General features: G+C 68.7%; 17 protein-coding genes. 7 read left to right on the top strand and 10 right to left on the bottom strand.

What is annotated here, in order from left to right:
* The 5 genes from ACTIFJ_RS12650 to ACTIFJ_RS12630 all read right to left on the bottom strand — a co-directional run.
* Positions 1-289 (bottom strand): pyrroline-5-carboxylate reductase family protein (locus ACTIFJ_RS12650; protein WP_439534473.1); only part of this gene is annotated, 289 nt, incomplete at its 3' end.
* A 40-nt stretch (positions 290-329) separates the two neighbouring features.
* Positions 330-848: a YbjN domain-containing protein gene (locus ACTIFJ_RS12645; protein ID WP_439534472.1), complete on the bottom strand. Its 519-nt coding sequence runs from the start codon at positions 846-848 to the stop codon at positions 330-332.
* 100 nt (positions 849-948) lie between these two features.
* Positions 949-1,242: an accessory factor UbiK family protein gene (locus ACTIFJ_RS12640; protein WP_439534471.1), complete on the bottom strand. Its 294-nt coding sequence runs from the start codon at positions 1,240-1,242 to the stop codon at positions 949-951.
* A gap of 3 nt (positions 1,243-1,245) precedes the next feature.
* Positions 1,246-1,809: a TspO/MBR family protein gene (locus ACTIFJ_RS12635; RefSeq protein WP_439534470.1), complete on the bottom strand. Its 564-nt coding sequence runs from the start codon at positions 1,807-1,809 to the stop codon at positions 1,246-1,248.
* 63 nt (positions 1,810-1,872) lie between these two features.
* Positions 1,873-2,613 (bottom strand): TlyA family RNA methyltransferase, encoded by a 741-nt coding sequence (locus ACTIFJ_RS12630; RefSeq protein ID WP_439534469.1) that lies wholly within the window; start codon positions 2,611-2,613, stop codon positions 1,873-1,875.
* A gap of 265 nt (positions 2,614-2,878) precedes the next feature.
* On the opposite strand from ACTIFJ_RS12630, the gene tgt reads away from it, so the two are divergent.
* Positions 2,879-4,015 carry a tRNA guanosine(34) transglycosylase Tgt gene (gene tgt / locus ACTIFJ_RS12625; RefSeq protein WP_439534468.1) on the top strand — a complete coding sequence of 379 codons (1,137 nt, stop codon included), beginning with the start codon at positions 2,879-2,881 and terminating at the stop codon, positions 4,013-4,015.
* On the opposite strand, the gene ACTIFJ_RS12620 is transcribed toward tgt, so the two are convergent.
* Entirely contained in the window at positions 3,991-5,064 is a 1,074-nt protein-coding gene (locus tag ACTIFJ_RS12620; protein WP_439534467.1) for an NAD(P)/FAD-dependent oxidoreductase, read from the bottom strand. The genes tgt and ACTIFJ_RS12620 overlap by 25 nt on opposite strands.
* A complete protein-coding gene (locus ACTIFJ_RS12615; RefSeq protein WP_439534466.1) occupies positions 5,061-5,978 on the bottom strand; it encodes an alpha/beta hydrolase in 918 nt (305 codons plus the stop codon). Before ACTIFJ_RS12615 ends, ACTIFJ_RS12620 begins: the two co-directional genes overlap by 4 nt.
* A 77-nt stretch (positions 5,979-6,055) precedes the next feature.
* Here ACTIFJ_RS12615 and ACTIFJ_RS12610 point away from each other — a divergent pair, with 77 nt between their 5' ends.
* The 5 genes from ACTIFJ_RS12610 (at position 6,056) to ACTIFJ_RS12590 (ending at position 12,383) form a co-directional block, all read left to right on the top strand.
* Positions 6,056-6,601, top strand: coding sequence for a hypothetical protein (locus ACTIFJ_RS12610; protein WP_439534465.1), 546 nt, complete (start codon positions 6,056-6,058; stop codon positions 6,599-6,601).
* A gap of 29 nt (positions 6,602-6,630) precedes the next feature.
* Positions 6,631-8,562 (top strand): acetate--CoA ligase, encoded by a 1,932-nt coding sequence (gene acs, locus ACTIFJ_RS12605; protein WP_439534464.1) that lies wholly within the window; start codon positions 6,631-6,633, stop codon positions 8,560-8,562.
* Positions 8,563-8,628: 66 nt separating this feature from the next.
* Positions 8,629-9,021, top strand: a complete 393-nt coding sequence (locus ACTIFJ_RS12600; RefSeq protein WP_439534463.1) for a DUF805 domain-containing protein — start codon at positions 8,629-8,631, stop codon at positions 9,019-9,021.
* Between the two features lie 39 nt (positions 9,022-9,060).
* A complete protein-coding gene (gene hrpB / locus ACTIFJ_RS12595; protein ID WP_439534462.1) occupies positions 9,061-11,508 on the top strand; it encodes an ATP-dependent helicase HrpB in 2,448 nt (815 codons plus the stop codon).
* A gap of 89 nt (positions 11,509-11,597) precedes the next feature.
* On the top strand, positions 11,598-12,383 hold the full coding sequence (locus tag ACTIFJ_RS12590) for a PEPxxWA-CTERM sorting domain-containing protein (RefSeq protein WP_439534461.1): 786 nt from the start codon (positions 11,598-11,600) through the stop codon (positions 12,381-12,383).
* A gap of 61 nt (positions 12,384-12,444) precedes the next feature.
* On the opposite strand, the gene ACTIFJ_RS12585 is transcribed toward ACTIFJ_RS12590, so the two are convergent.
* Positions 12,445-13,188: an SDR family NAD(P)-dependent oxidoreductase gene (locus tag ACTIFJ_RS12585; RefSeq protein WP_439534460.1), complete on the bottom strand. Its 744-nt coding sequence runs from the start codon at positions 13,186-13,188 to the stop codon at positions 12,445-12,447.
* Positions 13,189-13,201: 13 nt separating this feature from the next.
* The gene (locus tag ACTIFJ_RS12580) at positions 13,202-14,062 is read right to left on the bottom strand and encodes an acyl-CoA thioesterase (RefSeq protein WP_439534459.1); all 861 of its coding nucleotides are present in this window, start codon (positions 14,060-14,062) and stop codon (positions 13,202-13,204) included.
* A 38-nt stretch (positions 14,063-14,100) separates the two neighbouring features.
* On the opposite strand from ACTIFJ_RS12580, the gene ACTIFJ_RS12575 reads away from it, so the two are divergent.
* The gene (locus tag ACTIFJ_RS12575) at positions 14,101-14,592 is read left to right on the top strand and encodes a MaoC/PaaZ C-terminal domain-containing protein (RefSeq protein ID WP_439534458.1); all 492 of its coding nucleotides are present in this window, start codon (positions 14,101-14,103) and stop codon (positions 14,590-14,592) included.
* Here ACTIFJ_RS12575 and ACTIFJ_RS12570 read toward each other — a convergent pair.
* Complete coding sequence (locus tag ACTIFJ_RS12570) at positions 14,538-15,167, bottom strand: FMN-dependent NADH-azoreductase (protein ID WP_439534457.1); 630 nt, start codon at positions 15,165-15,167, stop codon at positions 14,538-14,540. The two genes, ACTIFJ_RS12575 and ACTIFJ_RS12570, sit on opposite strands and share 55 nt — an antisense overlap.
* Positions 15,168-15,407 lie beyond the last annotated feature (240 nt).

Genomic DNA, 15,407 nt, shown 5'->3' with positions numbered 1-15,407 from the left:
CGGGCGTATTGGGCATGGCGCGAACGATCCGCCGTCCCGGCAGCGCCGCGGCGAGCGCGTCCATGGTGACGCCGGCCATCACCGACACCACCACGGCATCCGCCGGAATGCTCAGATCGCTAACGACCGCCCGCCAGACCTGCGGTTTCACCGCCAGCACCACCAGTTCCGGCACGCTGTCGCCGGCACCCAATGTGGTGCCCTCCGGAGGAGCGGCGAGGCCGGGGTCGATCACCCGCCAGCGCCCGAGCCCGGCCGCCAACCAGCGGCGGAGCAGCGCCCCGCCCATGTTGCCACAGCCGACCAGCCAGCGGTCGTTCCCGGAAATCTCAGGCCTCCCCAACCGTCTCGAGCAGCGCCGCCGCCATCGCCTCGGCGGGCGCCTTGTCGGCGAACAGCACGAGCTGGAAGACCGGATAAAAGCGGTCGAATTCCTCCACCGCCGCGTCGACGAGGATCTCGGCCTGGCCGATTGTCAGGTCGGGAGAACCCTCGCCCTCGGCGGCGTCGAGCAGCGTCGCATGGCGGAAGATGATCGAGCCATCGGCCGACCACAGCTCGAAATGACCCATCCACAATTGCTCGTTGATCAGCCCCAAAGTTTCATAGGCCGCCGGCCGCCGCGCCTCGCTGGCGGTCAGTTCGGTGCGGGCGATGATCTGCAGCACCCGCTCTTCCTCGCGCCACAACGCCCGCAGCTCATAGGCCGCCCAGCCGCCCCGGATCGAGGTCGAGATTTCCTCGTCCCCCGAGCGCTCGAAGGCCCATCCATTGGTGTCGAAGACATGCTCCAGCATGTCGATCGGCGCCGCCGGCGCCGGCCCATGGTCTATTTCGATCAGGCTCATCTTGCAGGCCCTCCCGGCACCATTGTTCCGCAAGCCTGCGGACACGCGCGCGATTCGGCAAGCCCCATGCCGGTATCGAACCACACAAAAACAGCGACAATCACGCTTCCGGCTTGGCCTTGCCAGACGCCGGGCGCGCCCCCTTCGAAGCGGAAAGCTCGGCCCGCAGCGCCGCCACTTCGGCCTTCAGCGTCTCCACCATCTCGCGCGCCGCGGCGGCATTGGCCTTCACCGCCTCGAATTCGTCGCGGGAGATGCCCTCGTCGCCGGCCACGAATTCGCGCGCCTTGCGCCGGGCCTGTTCCTCCACCTCGCGGGTCATGCCGGCCAGCGTCCCCAGCGCCGATGTCGCGACCTTGGAGAAATCCTCGAACAGCTTGTTCTGGCTCTGCATCACTTACACTCCCAGCTGGAACGCATCGGCACCCGGATTGAGCCGCCATATCCAGGCATTCAACAAGGCGGCGAACGTTAGCCACGCAATATAGGGAAGCATCATCGCCGCCGCCAGTCTGGACAGTTTCGCAAAAACGACCGTCGTCCACACCGCCACCGCCCACATCACCAGGATGATCGCCAGCGCCGGCACGATCAGATGCGCCGAGAAGAACACCGGGGACCAGGTGAAGTTGATCAGCATGCCGATGGCGAACAGCCACAAGGCCCGGGTCCGCAGCGCGCCCGCCGGCTGCGCCCAGATGATCGCGGCGGCCACCGCCAGCACCGTGTAGAGGATGCTCCAGGCGATGCCGAACGCCGCGCCCGGCGGCTGCACCGGCGGCAGCACCAGCGACTGGAACCAGCCATTGTCCTCGGTCGAGCCGGAAATCCGCGCAACCAGCCCGCCGACGGCCAGTATCAACGGCACCAGCACCAGCCCGGCACGGATGCCGGCCCCGCGGTTGGCGCGGCGCCGGGGGGTGAGGTCGTCATCAATCTCGAGGGTGGAAGCCGTTGTCATCACCCCCTTATAGCCGAGCCTCGCGCCGCCGACAGCCCCGCAACGCCGCAGCGCACAAGAACGTCATCCCTCGAACACGCCGCCCAGCAGCCATTCGCGGTTGCCCTCCGGCCCGGTGATCGGGCTTTCGGTCAGCCCCGCCACGGACCAGCCCGGCTGCGCCGCCAGCCAGTCGGCGGCGGCCGCACAGACCCGCGCCTGCACGTCCGGATCGCGGACCACGCCGCCCTTGCCGATCTCGCCGCGCCCGGCCTCGAACTGCGGCTTGACCAGCGCCACCAGCCAGCAGCCTTGCCGGGCAAAGCCCAAAGGCACTTCGAGCACCTTGGCCAGCGAGATGAAGCTCGCATCACAAACAATCGCCCCCACCGGCTCGGGCACATGCGCTGCCGTCAGCAGCCGCGCCGAAAGCTGTTCGAGCACCACCACCCGGCCATCGCTGCGCAACTTCCAGGCCAGCTGGTTGGTCCCCGAATCCACCGCATAGACCCGCGCCGCGCCCTGATGCAGCAGCACATCGGTAAAGCCGCCGGTGGAGGACCCCACGTCCATCGCCACCACGCCGCCGGCATCGAAGCCGAAATGCGCCAGCCCATGCGCCAGCTTGACCCCGCCGCGCGACACCCAGGGATGGTCCCGCCCCTTGACCAGCAGATCGGCGTCCTCGGCCACCGCCTCGCCGGCCTTGTCGACCCGCCGCGTCCCCACGAACACCAGCCCCGCCAAGATCAGCGCCTGCCCCCGCGCCCGGCTCTCCACCAGCCCGCGCGCCACCAACAGCTGATCCACTCGTATCTTCGCCATCGCCCCCCATAGCGCCCAACCCCACTCCCCGTCACCCAACGCCAATAGGTATCCGTAGCCCAACCCCCACCCGTCGCCCCGGGCTCGACCCGGGGCCTAAGCACCGCCCGTTCCACCAATCCCATGGACAAAACAAACCAAATAGGATATAAACAACGCATCCCAAAACCAGCCCCATCCCACCCCTGCCCCTGGGCAACCCCCTAACCTTAGTAACCTTCCACCCCCATTTGCGCCGCCGAACCCGCCCGTATACACCCCGAAAATGACCCGATTCCGCTTCGAAATTGCCCAAAAAGATGCCCGGGCACGCACCGGAACGCTGCATCTGGCGCGTGGCAGCATCAGAACCCCGGCGTTCATGCCGGTCGGCACCGCCGCCACCGTCAAGGCGCTGCGCCCGGCCGAGGTCGAGGCCGCCGGCGCCGACATCATCCTCGGCAACACTTATCACCTGATGCTCCGCCCTACCGCCGAACGCATTGAAAAGCTTGGCGGACTCCACAAGTTCATGGGCTGGACCAAGCCGATCCTCACCGACAGCGGCGGCTATCAGGTGATGAGCCTGTCGGCGCTGACCAAGCGATCGGAAGACGGCGTCCGCTTCGCCAGCCATCTGGACGGCAGCCGCCACCTGATGACGCCCGAGAGAAGCATGGAAATACAAAGGCTTCTCGGCTCGGATATCGTCATGGCGTTCGATGAACTGGTGGCCCTGCCCGCCCCGCGCGAGGCCGTGGAGGCCGCCATGCAACGCTCGATGCGCTGGGCCAGAAGATCCCGGGACGCTTTCGATTCCGGCGCCGAACATGCTGAAAGATCAGCGCTTTTCGGTATACAGCAAGGCGGCCTCGATGAGCGGCTGCGCGCCGAATCGGCCAGCCGCCTTATCGAAATCGGCTTCGACGGCTATGCCATCGGCGGCCTCGCGGTCGGCGAAGGCCAGGCCGCGATGTTTGCCTGCCTCGATTATGCCCCCGAGCAACTCCCTGAAAACGCACCAAGATATCTGATGGGCGTCGGCAAGCCCGATGACATTATCGGCGCCGTCCAGCGCGGCGTCGACATGTTCGATTGCGTCCTCCCCACCCGCTCGGGCCGCAATGGCCAGGCCTTCACCCGCGATGGACCGCTCAACCTGCGAAATGCCCGCCATGCCGAGGACCTGGCCCCCCTCGATGCGACATGCGGCTGCCCGTCCTGCCGCACCGGGGTCAGCCGCGCCTATGTGCATCATCTTGTGAAATCAGGAGAAATGCTCGGCGCCATGCTGATGACCGAGCATAATATCTGGTTCTACCAGGAATTGATGCAGGCGCTCCGCACCGCCATCGCCAGCCAGCGACTGGATGACTTCGCCGCCCGCGTCCTCAGCCGCTACAACGCCCGCGCCGCATCATAAATCCCTGCATTCTCCGTCTCTTGGGTCAATATCCGGGCACAGAGATCGGATACTGCCGGCGCGGTCTGGATGCCGAAGCCGCCCTGCCCGGCGCACCAGAACAGCCCTGCCACCTCCCCGTCCCAGCCCAGCACCGGCCGCCGATCGGGCGCGAAGGTGCGCAGCCCGGCCCAGCTGGTCTCCAGCCTTATGATCCGGAAATTCGTCGCTTTTTCAAAGCGATCGATGACCACCGCAATGTCCATCTCGTCCGGCCGTACATCATGCGCGACGTCCGGCGTCTCGTCATGCGGGGACAGCCAGACCCGTCCGCCATCGGGCTTGAAGTAGAAGCGCCCCGCCGCATCGAATACCACCGGCATGTCGGTCGGCGGTTCGGGATCGGTGCGGAGCACCACCATGCTCCGCCGCAGCGGCTGCAAGCCCTTGGCCTTGCTTCCGAAAACCGCCCCCACCGGGTCCGCCCAGGCGCCGGCGGCATTGACCACCACCCGCGCCTCGATGGTCTCCGCCCCGGTCTCCAGTCGCCACTTTCCGCCGGCACGGACCGCTGACTGCACCCGGGCGTCAGTGACCAGTTTCAGCCCGCGCAGATAGCCCTGGTGGAGCGCCGCCACATCGATGTCGTAGCTGTCCCCCTCCCACAGGCCGGCCGTCTGCCATTCCGGACGCAGCATCGTCCAGCGCGCCAGATCATCGGGGCCAAGCCGTTGATAATCAACGCCGCCTTCGTCCATCTCAGCCTTGAGAAGTTCGAGAGCCGCGGCATCGTCCGGCGGCGCCAGGTACAGGCCGGGGCGCGGCGCCAGCAGAGTCCCGAAGCCTTCAGGCGGAGCGGTTAGAAACCCGCGCGAGGCCAGCGACAGCGGCACGATCGCCGGCCCGCCATAGCTGGCCACCCAGAAGGCCGCGGAACGGCCGGTGGTGTGATAGCCGGGCCGGTCCTCGGCCTCGATCAGCAGCACATCGGCGCCGCGCTGGCGCAAGGCCCAGCCGAGGCTGGCGCCGGCGATCCCGGCGCCGATGATGGCAATGTCGGTATGGATCATGGCTGGTCCAGATAGTCGTTGATGCGCGCCAATACCCGCGCCCTGATGTCGCTGCGCTCGCGCAGCAGTTCATGGGCGGCGCCGGGGATCACTTCAAGCCGGATATTCGGCTTCCGGTCCAGCAGCCTGATTGTTGCGTCATTGGCCACGAGCTGCTCCTTTTCGCCCATCAACACCAGCAAGGGCGTGGTAATCCGTGCAACATCGAGCGCCTTCAACGAGGCATAGGCGGCCGCCAGCCAGCCCCAGGTGGCGCTGCCCAGCGCCAGGTCCGGCTGCCGTTCGATCCACCAGCGCTCGTCGGCATAGCGCGCCGGGTCCGACGTCAGCAGCGGCTGGCGGACATCGCCGGCAGTGCCATAGGGGCCGCCGCCGAGCACATAGTTGCCGCCCCGCCCCATCGCCACCATCGCCCGCGCCGCGGCGGCGGCATAGCGCGGCGCGCTGAGCCCGAGCATCGGGGCGAGCAGCACGGCACGAGACAGGCAGGCGGGATCCTCCGCCAGCTGATGCAGCAGCAGATGCCCGCCCATGCTATGGGCAAGCGCATGAAAAGGCGGGGCATTGGCGGCACGGAACCAGGCCATCACCTCGGCGAGGTCGCGCCGCCACAGCGAAAAATCTTCGGCATGGCCATGCATCGGCGTCCGTCCCAGCCGGCCCGAGCCGCCTTGGCCGCGCCAGTCGAAGACCGACACCGCCCAGCCAGCCTCGAGCAGATCATGCAGCGATTCGGCATATTTCTCGAAGAAATCGCCGCGTCCGGTCATCAGCAACAGGCTGCCCCGGCCCTGCCCCGGCCAGCGACGGGTCCGCAGGACGGCGCCGTCCGCCATCGCCAGCGCCTCGGGGATGCCGCCGGGCGGCAACCGGCGGCGGCGCGCTGCGGCGGGGTCGGTCTGGTCACCGGTCATGGCCCGTGGCTTAGCGACAGCAGCCTTGCACAACAATGCCCGCTCGGCGCATGTGATCGGGCACAGGAGATTGACCCATGACGATGACCCTTGATCCGCAACTGGTGGTGATTGCGCTGGCGGCGCTGCTGATCGGCCTGTTCATCGGGCTGGCGCTGCGCTCGCCACTGAAGCGCAAGGCCGATGTGCTCGGCGAGCGGGTGGCCGGGCTGGAGCGCGAGCGCGCCGCCCTGACCAGCGACCGCGAGCGGCTGACCGGCGAACTGAAGGCGCGCGAGGCGCAGATCCGCCCGCTGGCCGACGAAATCGACAAGCTGCGCCGCGATTTCGCCCGCACCAAGCCCGGCCATGAGCCACTGGCCGCGACCGCCTATGACCCCGAGGATCTGCGCCAACTGAAGGGCGTCGGCCCGAAGTTCGCCGACAAGCTGGCCGCCGTGGGCATTACCCGGATCGACCAGATCGCCGGCTGGACGCAAACCGATGCGGCGGTGATCGACGGCCAGATGGGCGAATTCAAGGGCCGCATCGCCAGCGATCAGCTGGTCGATCAGGCCCGGCTCCTGCACGAGGGGCGGATGACCGAATATGAGACGCGCTTCGGCAAGATCGGACCGGCCTGACGCCGGCGCATGACCCTGGGGAGACGATGATGACGCAAGCGGTGTATCCGGTGCCCGACGACTGGGCGGCCCGGGCGCATGTCAACGCCGACGACTACCGGCGCAAATACGACCGCTCGCTCGCCGATCCCAATGGCTTCTGGGCCGAGGAGGCGCAGATCCTCGACTGGATGACGCCGTTCACCGTCGCCGGTAACTGCTCGTTCGACGAGGCCGATTTCGGCATCCGCTGGTTCGAGGACGGGGCGCTCAACGTCTCCGCCAACTGCCTCGACCGCCATCTGGCGACACGCGGCGACCAGCCGGCGATTCTCTGGGAAGGCGATGACCCGGCCGACACGCGGACGATCAGCTATGCCGAGCTGCACGCCGAGGTCTGCCGCTTCGCCAATGTGCTGAAGGCCAATGGCGTCCGCAAGGGCGACCGGGTGACCATCTACATGCCGATGATTCCGGAAGCGGCGATGGCGATGCTGGCCTGCACGCGGATCGGCGCCATCCACTCGGTGGTGTTCGGCGGCTTCTCCCCCGATGCGCTGGCCGGGCGGATCGAGGATTGCGACAGCACCCATGTCATCACCGCCGACGAGGGCCGGCGCGCCGGCAAGCGGATTCCGCTGAAGGCCAATGTCGATGCCGCACTCGCCCGGCTGCCGGCGGTGACGCGAGTGATCTGCGTGCGCCATACCGGCGGCGATGTGACCATGCAGGAGGGCCGCGACCTCTGGTACCATGAGGCGCGCGAGGCGGTGTCTGCCGATTGCCCGGCCGAGCCGATGGGCGCCGAGGACCCGTTGTTCATCCTCTACACCTCGGGATCGACCGGCAAGCCGAAGGGCGTGCTCCACACCACCGGCGGCTATCTGGTCTGGGCAGCAATGACCCACAAATATGTCTTCGACTATAATCCGGGCGAGGTGTTCTGGTGCACGGCCGATGTCGGCTGGGTGACCGGGCACAGCTATGTCGTCTATGGCCCGCTGGCCAACGGCGCCACCACGCTGATGTTCGAAGGCGTGCCGAACTGGCCGGATTTCAGCCGCTTCTGGCAGGTCTGCGACCGCTGGGGGGTCAACATCTTCTATACCGCGCCGACGGCGCTGCGCGCGCTGATGCGCGAGGGCGACCAATGGGTGACGGCCGCCTCCCGCGCCTCGATCCGGCTGCTCGGCACGGTGGGCGAGCCGATCAACCCCGAGGCCTGGGAATGGTATCACCGGGTGGTCGGCGAAGGCCGCTGCCCGATCGTCGACACCTATTGGCAGACCGAGACCGGGGCGACGCTGATCGCGCCGATGCCGGGTGCCACCGCGCTCAAGCCCGGCTCGGCGACGCTGCCGATGTTCGGTGTCGAACCGCTGCTGGTCGATGCCGAGGGCGGGGTGCTGGAGGGGGCGACCGACGGCAACCTCTGCATCGCGCGCAGCTGGCCGGGGCAGATGCGCACCGTCTGGGGCGACCATGCCCGCTTCTTCCAGACCTATTTCACCACCTACAAGGGCCGCTACTTCACCGGCGATGGCTGCCGGCGCGACGCCGATGGCTATTACTGGATCACCGGCCGGGTCGATGACGTGATCAACGTCTCGGGCCACCGGATGGGCACGGCCGAGGTGGAGAGCGCGCTGGTGCTGCATCCCAAGGTGGCCGAGGCCGCCGTCGTCGGCATGCCGCACGACATCAAGGGCCAGGGCATCTATGCCTATGTGACGCTGAACGCCGGCGAGCAGGGCGATGCCGCGCTGCGCGCCGAGCTGGTGCAATGGGTCCGCCGCGAGATCGGGCCGATCGCCTCACCGGACAAGATCCAGTTCTCGCCGGCGCTGCCCAAGACGCGATCGGGCAAGATCATGCGGCGGATTTTGCGCAAGATTGCCGAGGGCGAGGTGGGGGCGCTGGGCGACACCTCGACGCTGGCCGACCCGGGCGTGGTCGACAGCCTGGTGGCGGGACGGCAATAGGCGCGCTTGCCTTTCCGCGGACCTTCGCGTTGGCTAACATCGAGACATTGAGGCGAAGGGCGTCATATGGATAGATCGGCACTGCAATGGGCGCTGGAACCGCTCCGCAAATTCGCCACATTCTCCGGCCGAGCCCGCCGCGCCGAATATTGGTGGTTCAGCCTGTTCGTTATGTTGATTGCGATCGCGCTGACCGCGGTCGATTTCATGCTGGTCGGGGCGGAAAGATTGGAAGAATATGGCATCGGCCCGCTGGGCGGGCTGTTCAGCCTTGCTCTCGTGATTCCGGGGCTCGCCGCTTCGATCCGCCGCCTTCATGATCGCGACAAATCCGGCTGGTGGCTGCTCTGGGGCCTGTTGCCGGTGATCGGCGGGCTTATCCTGCTCATCCAATATGTGCAGCGCGGCACCGTGGGCGACAATCGCTTCGGGCCCGATCCGGTGCCGGCTGACCATTAATCCTTATCGGCTGGTGCCCTTGTCTGCCGGGGACTGCGCATGAGCCTGCCCGTCGAAACCATTCTGCCGGCGCTGCGCGCGGCGCTGGCCGACAATGCGCCGGTGGCGGTGGTGGCGCCGCCGGGGGCGGGCAAGACCACGGCGCTGGCGCCGGGGCTGCTCGATGAGCGGTGGATGGGCGCGGGCAAGCTGATCCTGCTGTCGCCGCGCCGGCTGGCGGCGCGGGCGGCGGCCGAGCGGATGGCCGAGATGGCCGGCGAGCCGGTGGGGCGGACCATCGGCTACCGGACGCGGATGGACAGCCGGGTATCGGCGGCGACGCGGATCGAGGTGGTGACCGAGGGCATCTTCACCCGGATGCTGATTGCCGAGCCGGACCTGCCGGGGGTGGCGGGGGTGCTGTTCGACGAGGTGCATGAGCGGAGCCTGGAGAGCGACCTGGCGCTGGCGCTGGTGCTGGAGGCGCGCGAGGCGTTGCGGCCGGACCTGCGGCTGGTGCTGATGTCGGCGACGCTTGACGGCGCGGCCTATGAGGCGATCGTGCCGGGACTGGTGCGGCTGGAGAGCGAGGGGCGCATGTTCCCTGTCGAGATCCGGCATGTCGGGCGCGATGCGGCGCTCAGGATCGAGGAGGCGATGGCGGCGGCGGTGCGCGAGGCGCTGGCGAGCGAGCCGGGATCGGTGCTGGCGTTCCTGCCCGGCGCGGCCGAGATCGAGCGGACGGCGGGGCGGCTGGCGGGGCGGCTGCCGGCCGATGTCGACCTGCATCTGCTCTACGGGGCGCGCGAGGCCGGCGACCAGCGGGCGGCGATTGCGCCGGCGCCGGCGGGGCGAAGAAAGCTGGTGCTGGCGACGTCGATCGCCGAGACCTCGATCACCATCGACGGGGTGCGGGTGGTGATCGATTCCGGGCTGGCGCGGCGGCCACGGCTGGACCGGGCGGTGGGGCTTTCCCGGCTGGTGACCGAGCGGGCCAGCCAGGCGGCGGCGACGCAGCGGGCCGGGCGGGCCGGGCGGACGGCGACGGGGGTGGCGATCAGGCTCTGGGAGGCGGGCGAGACGCTGGGGCGGCCACGCTTCGATCCGCCGGAGATGGTGGAGAGCGACCTGGCCGGGCTGGTGCTGGAGTGCGCGCGCTGGGGGGTGAGCGAGCCGCGTGACCTGCGCTGGCTCGATCCGCCGGGCGAGGCGGCGCTGGCCGAGGCGCGCGGGCGGCTGCGCGGGCTGGGTGCGATCGATGCCGATGGCCGGGTGACGGCGCATGGCGAGCGGCTGGCGGCGCTGCCGCTGCCGCCAGCGCTGGCGCACATGCTGGTCCGCGCCGTGCCGATGGGGATGGGGCAGCGGGCGGCGCGGCTGGCGCTGCTGATCGGCGAGCGCGGGCTGGGCGGGCGGAGCCTGGACCTCGATGAGCGGCTGCGCGGGCTGGGGCGCGAGCGGGGACCGCGAGCCGAGACGGCGCGGCGGCTGGCCGGGCGCTGGGCGGCGTTGGCCGGGGCAGATCGCGAGGACGGCGAGGCCGAGGCGGATGCGGCGGGGCAGATGTTGGCGCTGGCCTGGCCTGACCGGGTGGCGCGGCGGCGCGGGGCGGCCGGGTGGCTGATGGCCAATGGCCGGGCGGTGAGCGTGCCGGCGGACGAGGCGCTGGCGCGGGCGGAGTGGCTGGTGGTGGCCGATGCCTCGGGCGCGGCGGCGGGGGCGCGGGTGATGATGGGGGCGGCGATCGAGGCGGCGAGCGTGGAGCGGCTGTTGGGGGACATGATTGAAACGCGGGCGGTGCTGGAATTCGATATGGCGAGCGGCGGCGTGGTGGCGGAGACGCGGCGGCGGCTGGGGGCGATCACGCTGGCGCGGTCCCCGGCCGAGCGGCCCGATCCGGCGCTGGTGCTGGCGGCGCTGCTCGACGGGCTGCGGCAGCATGGGCTGTGGCTGCTGCCCTGGGGCGAGGCGAGCGCGGGGCTGCGGGCGCGGGCGGCGTTTGCGCATTCGCAGGGAGCGGAGGTGGTGGATCTGTCCGACGCGGGGTTGATGGCGCGGCTGGAGGACTGGGCGGGGCCGTTGCTGGCGGGCAAGCGGCGGCTGGACGCAGTGGGCGACGGGGCGCTGGCGGGGGCGCTGGAGGGGCTGGTCGGCTGGGCGGGGATGCGCGCGCTGGACCGGGCGGCGCCGTCGCATTTCGAGACCCCGGCGGGGAGCCGGCATGTCATCGATTATGCGGCGGTGGGCGGGCCGGCGGTGGAGGTGCGGGTGCAGGCGCTGTTCGGGCTGGGGGTGCATCCAATGGTCGGGGCCGTGCCGCTGACGTTGCGGCTGACGTCACCGGCGGGGCGGCCGGTGCAGGTGACGACCGACCTGCCGCGCTTCTGGGCGGGGAGCTGGGCCGATGTGCGGCGGGATCTGCGCGGGCGCTATCCGAAGCATTCATGGCCCGAGGACCCGGCGACGGCGGCGCCAACATTGCGGACAAAGGGAAGCCGACGCGACTGACGCCGGATCATGATCGGGCGGAGGTTGATTGACACGAATTTCCGCGTTGTTTACTAATTGAAAATATCTTTTGTCGGGGGATGAAACGTATGATCGCTCGTACAGTGTCGGCTTTGGTGGGTCGCCGCATGGGGCATGTCGTTGCCAGTGCGGGTCTTTTGGCGGCGTTTGCGCTTGGCAGTCCGGCGTCGGCGGCCATCTATTCGCTGGCGGATGACTTCGGCGCTGTGAACAGTCAGGGCAGCGCCTGGTCGATTACGCAGGGCGATACCCTGCTCGATTTTTATCCCCAGCCGACGACGGCGAATACGCTCAATGCCGCCGCCGCCAACGGCTATTGGGGGGTCGGGCCGAATTTCAACACCTTCGTGCCGTTCATCGTCCAGGCGTCGGTGAACGGAGCGGCGACCGGTGTTTATAACAACAATGACTTTCTTGCCGGCGATGTGATCATCCATAGTCCGAATGCGGGAGAGCCGCTGTTCATCAACTGGACGGCGCCCGCTGCCGGCCTGATCAGCTACACCAGCAGCCTCTGGTATGGGCACTCGCCAGTGAACCGCATCAATCAGGTCAGCGCCTTGCTGCAGGGTTCATCGCTTGGCGGCACCAGCGTGAGCAACAGCAACACCCGCGCGAACCCGATCACCAGCCTGTCGGGCTCGAACATCGCGGTCAACGCCGGGGATGTGCTGGCCTTCTCGTTTGCGCGGGCATCGGGGCAGCCGGTGGGATCGATCAACGGACTGTCGCTGATCGTCGACTTCACCGGGTCGACGGTACCCGAGCCGGCGACATGGGGCATGATGCTGATCGGGTTCGGCGGCATCGGCGCGGCCTTGCGGTCCCGTCGCCGTTCGCTGGCGTTGGGCTGAGCCGCAAGACTGTTCCGGGGTTTGGGGCCTGTGGCCCCAGCCGCCGGAGGCATTCTTTCTTCTAGAATCGCGAGATGGCGCCGCCGCAGACCTTTAGGCCGGCGCCGTTGACGTAGCTGGCGCCTTCGGTGGCGAGGAACAGGGCGGCGGCGGCGACTTCTTCCGGTTCGCCGATGCGGCCGGCGGGGGTTTTTTCTTCCCAATAGGCGCGGAAGGCGGGGTCGGACATCGACGGGGCCGCAAGCGGGGTCAGGATGGCGCCGGGCTGGATATAGTTGGCGGTGATGCCGGACTTGCCGAGGTCGGCGGCGAGCGACTTGGTGAAGCCGGCGATGGCGTGCTTGCTGGTGCCATAGGCACAGAGCGACGGGCCGCCGAAGTCCGACATGATCGAGCCGAGGTTGATGATGCGGCCCCAGCCATTGGCCTTGAGATGGGGGACGGCGGCCTTGGTCAGCAGGAAGGGCGCGGTGACGTTGATGGCCATGGTCCGGGCCCAGGTCTCGGGGGTCTGGTCCTCGATGGTGCCGGGGAGGCAGACGCCGGCGTTGTTGACGAGAATGTCGATGCGGCCGAAACGGGCCAGCGCGGCCTCGACGATCCGCTGCGGGGCGTCGGGCTCGGTGATGTCGCAGACGAGCAGGGCGAGGGTGTCGCCGGCTTCGAGGCCGCTGGTGTCGAAGCTGTCCCGGTCCACGGCCAGCAGCTGCGCGCCTTCGGCGAGATAGAGGCGGGCGATGGCGAGGCCGATGCCGCTGGCGGCCCCGGTGACGATGGCGATCTTGCCGGCAAGCTGTGCTGTCATGCGCAAATCCTCTTCATGGAAAACGGATCAGCCCTTCCTGTACCGCCGAGGCGATCAGGCGGCCATCGGCGGTGTAGATGAGCCCGCGGCCGAGGCCGCGGGCATTGCCAGCATAGGGGCTGTCGAGCACATAGAGCAGCCACTGGTCGATGCGCGCCTCGTCATGGAACCAGATGGCGTGATCGAGGCTGGCGTCCTGCAGCTCGGGATCGGCCCAGGTGCGGCCGAAGGGGGCGAGCGCGGTGTGGAGGATGTGCAGGTCCGAGGCATAGGCGAGCAGGCGCTGGTGGAGCGCGCGGTCGTCCGGCAGCGGCCTTGTGCAGCGGAACCAGATGTGGCGGCGCGGCGGGGTGACCGGCGGCTCGAAGACGTGGAAGGGCTCGACCGGCCGGTATTCGATGAACCCGTCCCGCAGCCAGAAGGCCTGATGGCGGGCGGGCAGCCGGTCCCCGACCTTCGACAGGATGTCGAGCTGGGTGGGCAGGCCGTCCGGGCCGGGGACATCGGGCATGGCGATCTGGTGGCGGGCGCCGGGCTCGGGAACGTGGAAGCTGGCGGTCATGGTCAGCACCACCCGGCCCTGCTGGCGGACCGTGACGCGACGGGACGAAAAGCTGCGGCCATCGCTGTCCCGGCTCACCTCGAAATCGAGCGGCAGGGCCGGATCGCCGGCGCGGATGAAATTGGCGTGGCAGCTGTTGGCGAAGCGGCCGGGCGCGACGCTGTGCTGGCAGGCGGCCAGCGCCTGCGCCACCACCTGGCCACCATAGAGGCGGACCATCGGGCTGTGGGTCGGCGGCAGCCGCAGCGCGTCCGGCGCCATTTCCTCGAAAGCGAACAGGGCGGGGATATCGAGCGAGGTGTCGATGCTCATGCTTGCACCGCGTCGGTGCGGATGCGACACCGCCCCTCATGACCAACAGCCCCAGCCGCACCTTCGAAGACCTCAGCGTCGGCGAGTTCCGCCAGTCCCGGACCCGGACGGTCAGCCAGGACGAGATCATCGACTTCGCCCGCCAGTATGACCCGCAGTGGTTTCACAGCGATGCCGAGCTGGCCAAGGGCTCGGTGTTCGGCGAGGTGGTGGCCAGCGGCATCCACTTGCTGGCGCTGTGGCGGCAGCTCGACCATGAGATCAATGCCGATATAGACTATGTCTGCGGGGTCGGCTTCGACGACATGCGGCTGAAGAAGGCGCTGCGGCCGGGCGATACCATCCATGTGACCTCCGAGATCATCAGCCTGGAACCCTCGACCAGCGGCAAGGGTCGCGGCACCGCGCGGACCCGCTATGCGATCATCAATCAGCATGGCGAAGAGGCCGCAAGCTTCATCAGCATCAACCTCGTCTATACCCAGGAAGGCCGGGACAGGCGCTCGGCCAGCGCCTCGGCCTCGGCATAGCCGCGCGCCATCGCCGCCTCGATGACCTCCGGGCCGCCATAGGTCGGCTGGACGCGGATGATATGCACATCACCGACGCCGATGAAGCCGAGCCACGCCTGCATGTACGCCACCTGATGATCGAGCCCCGCCAACGGCGAGCCCGGCGTCGTGTCGAGCGCGCCGGCGGCGATGATAATCGCGGTGCGGCCCGCCGCATGGCCGTTCACGTTACCATCGGGCGTCACGCTGAACGCCAGGCCGGGCTGGGTCAGCAGATCGATATAATGCTTGAGCCGGTACGGAATGCCGAAATTCCACATCGGCACAGTGAACAGCAGCGTCTCGAACGACAGGAAATGATCCACCAGCCGGCGGATCTCCTCCCAGGCGGCAACGCTCTCCGGGTCCGCACGCTCGCCATGGATGATCGCATAACGCGCCTCGATGGCGGCATTGTCGAATTCAGGCAGCGGGTCGAAGACATCCAGCGTTTCGGTGACGGCGCCGGCCAGGCGGGTCAACAGATGGTCGGCGACCATGGTGGAGCGCGAACGCGGGCCTCGGGGGCTGGCCTGGATGTGGAGGATTTTCATGAGAGGGGAGCCTCCGGCGGCCGGGGCCTGAGGCCCCGGACCCCAAGATGGGGGCGGTGCGCGGCTTCGAAAGGCGGACGCGCCGAAGGCATTTCAATACGCTTCGCGCGGGGACTGGTTCCGGACGCGCGATGGCCTCGCTTGGGGTCCGGGGCCAGAGGACGCGGGGGCGGGAGGGGCAGTGGGTCTTTCACGGGGTGGATGGCGGGGTGGGTGGGGTCCGGGGGGGGGGGGGGGGGG

The organism is Polymorphobacter sp., assembly GCF_051860865.1.
In the GTDB taxonomy this organism is placed as follows: Bacteria; Pseudomonadota; Alphaproteobacteria; order Sphingomonadales; family Sphingomonadaceae; genus Sandarakinorhabdus.
The sequence above is the reverse complement of the archived record's forward strand: the minus strand, read 5'-3'. Positions and strand labels throughout refer to the sequence as shown.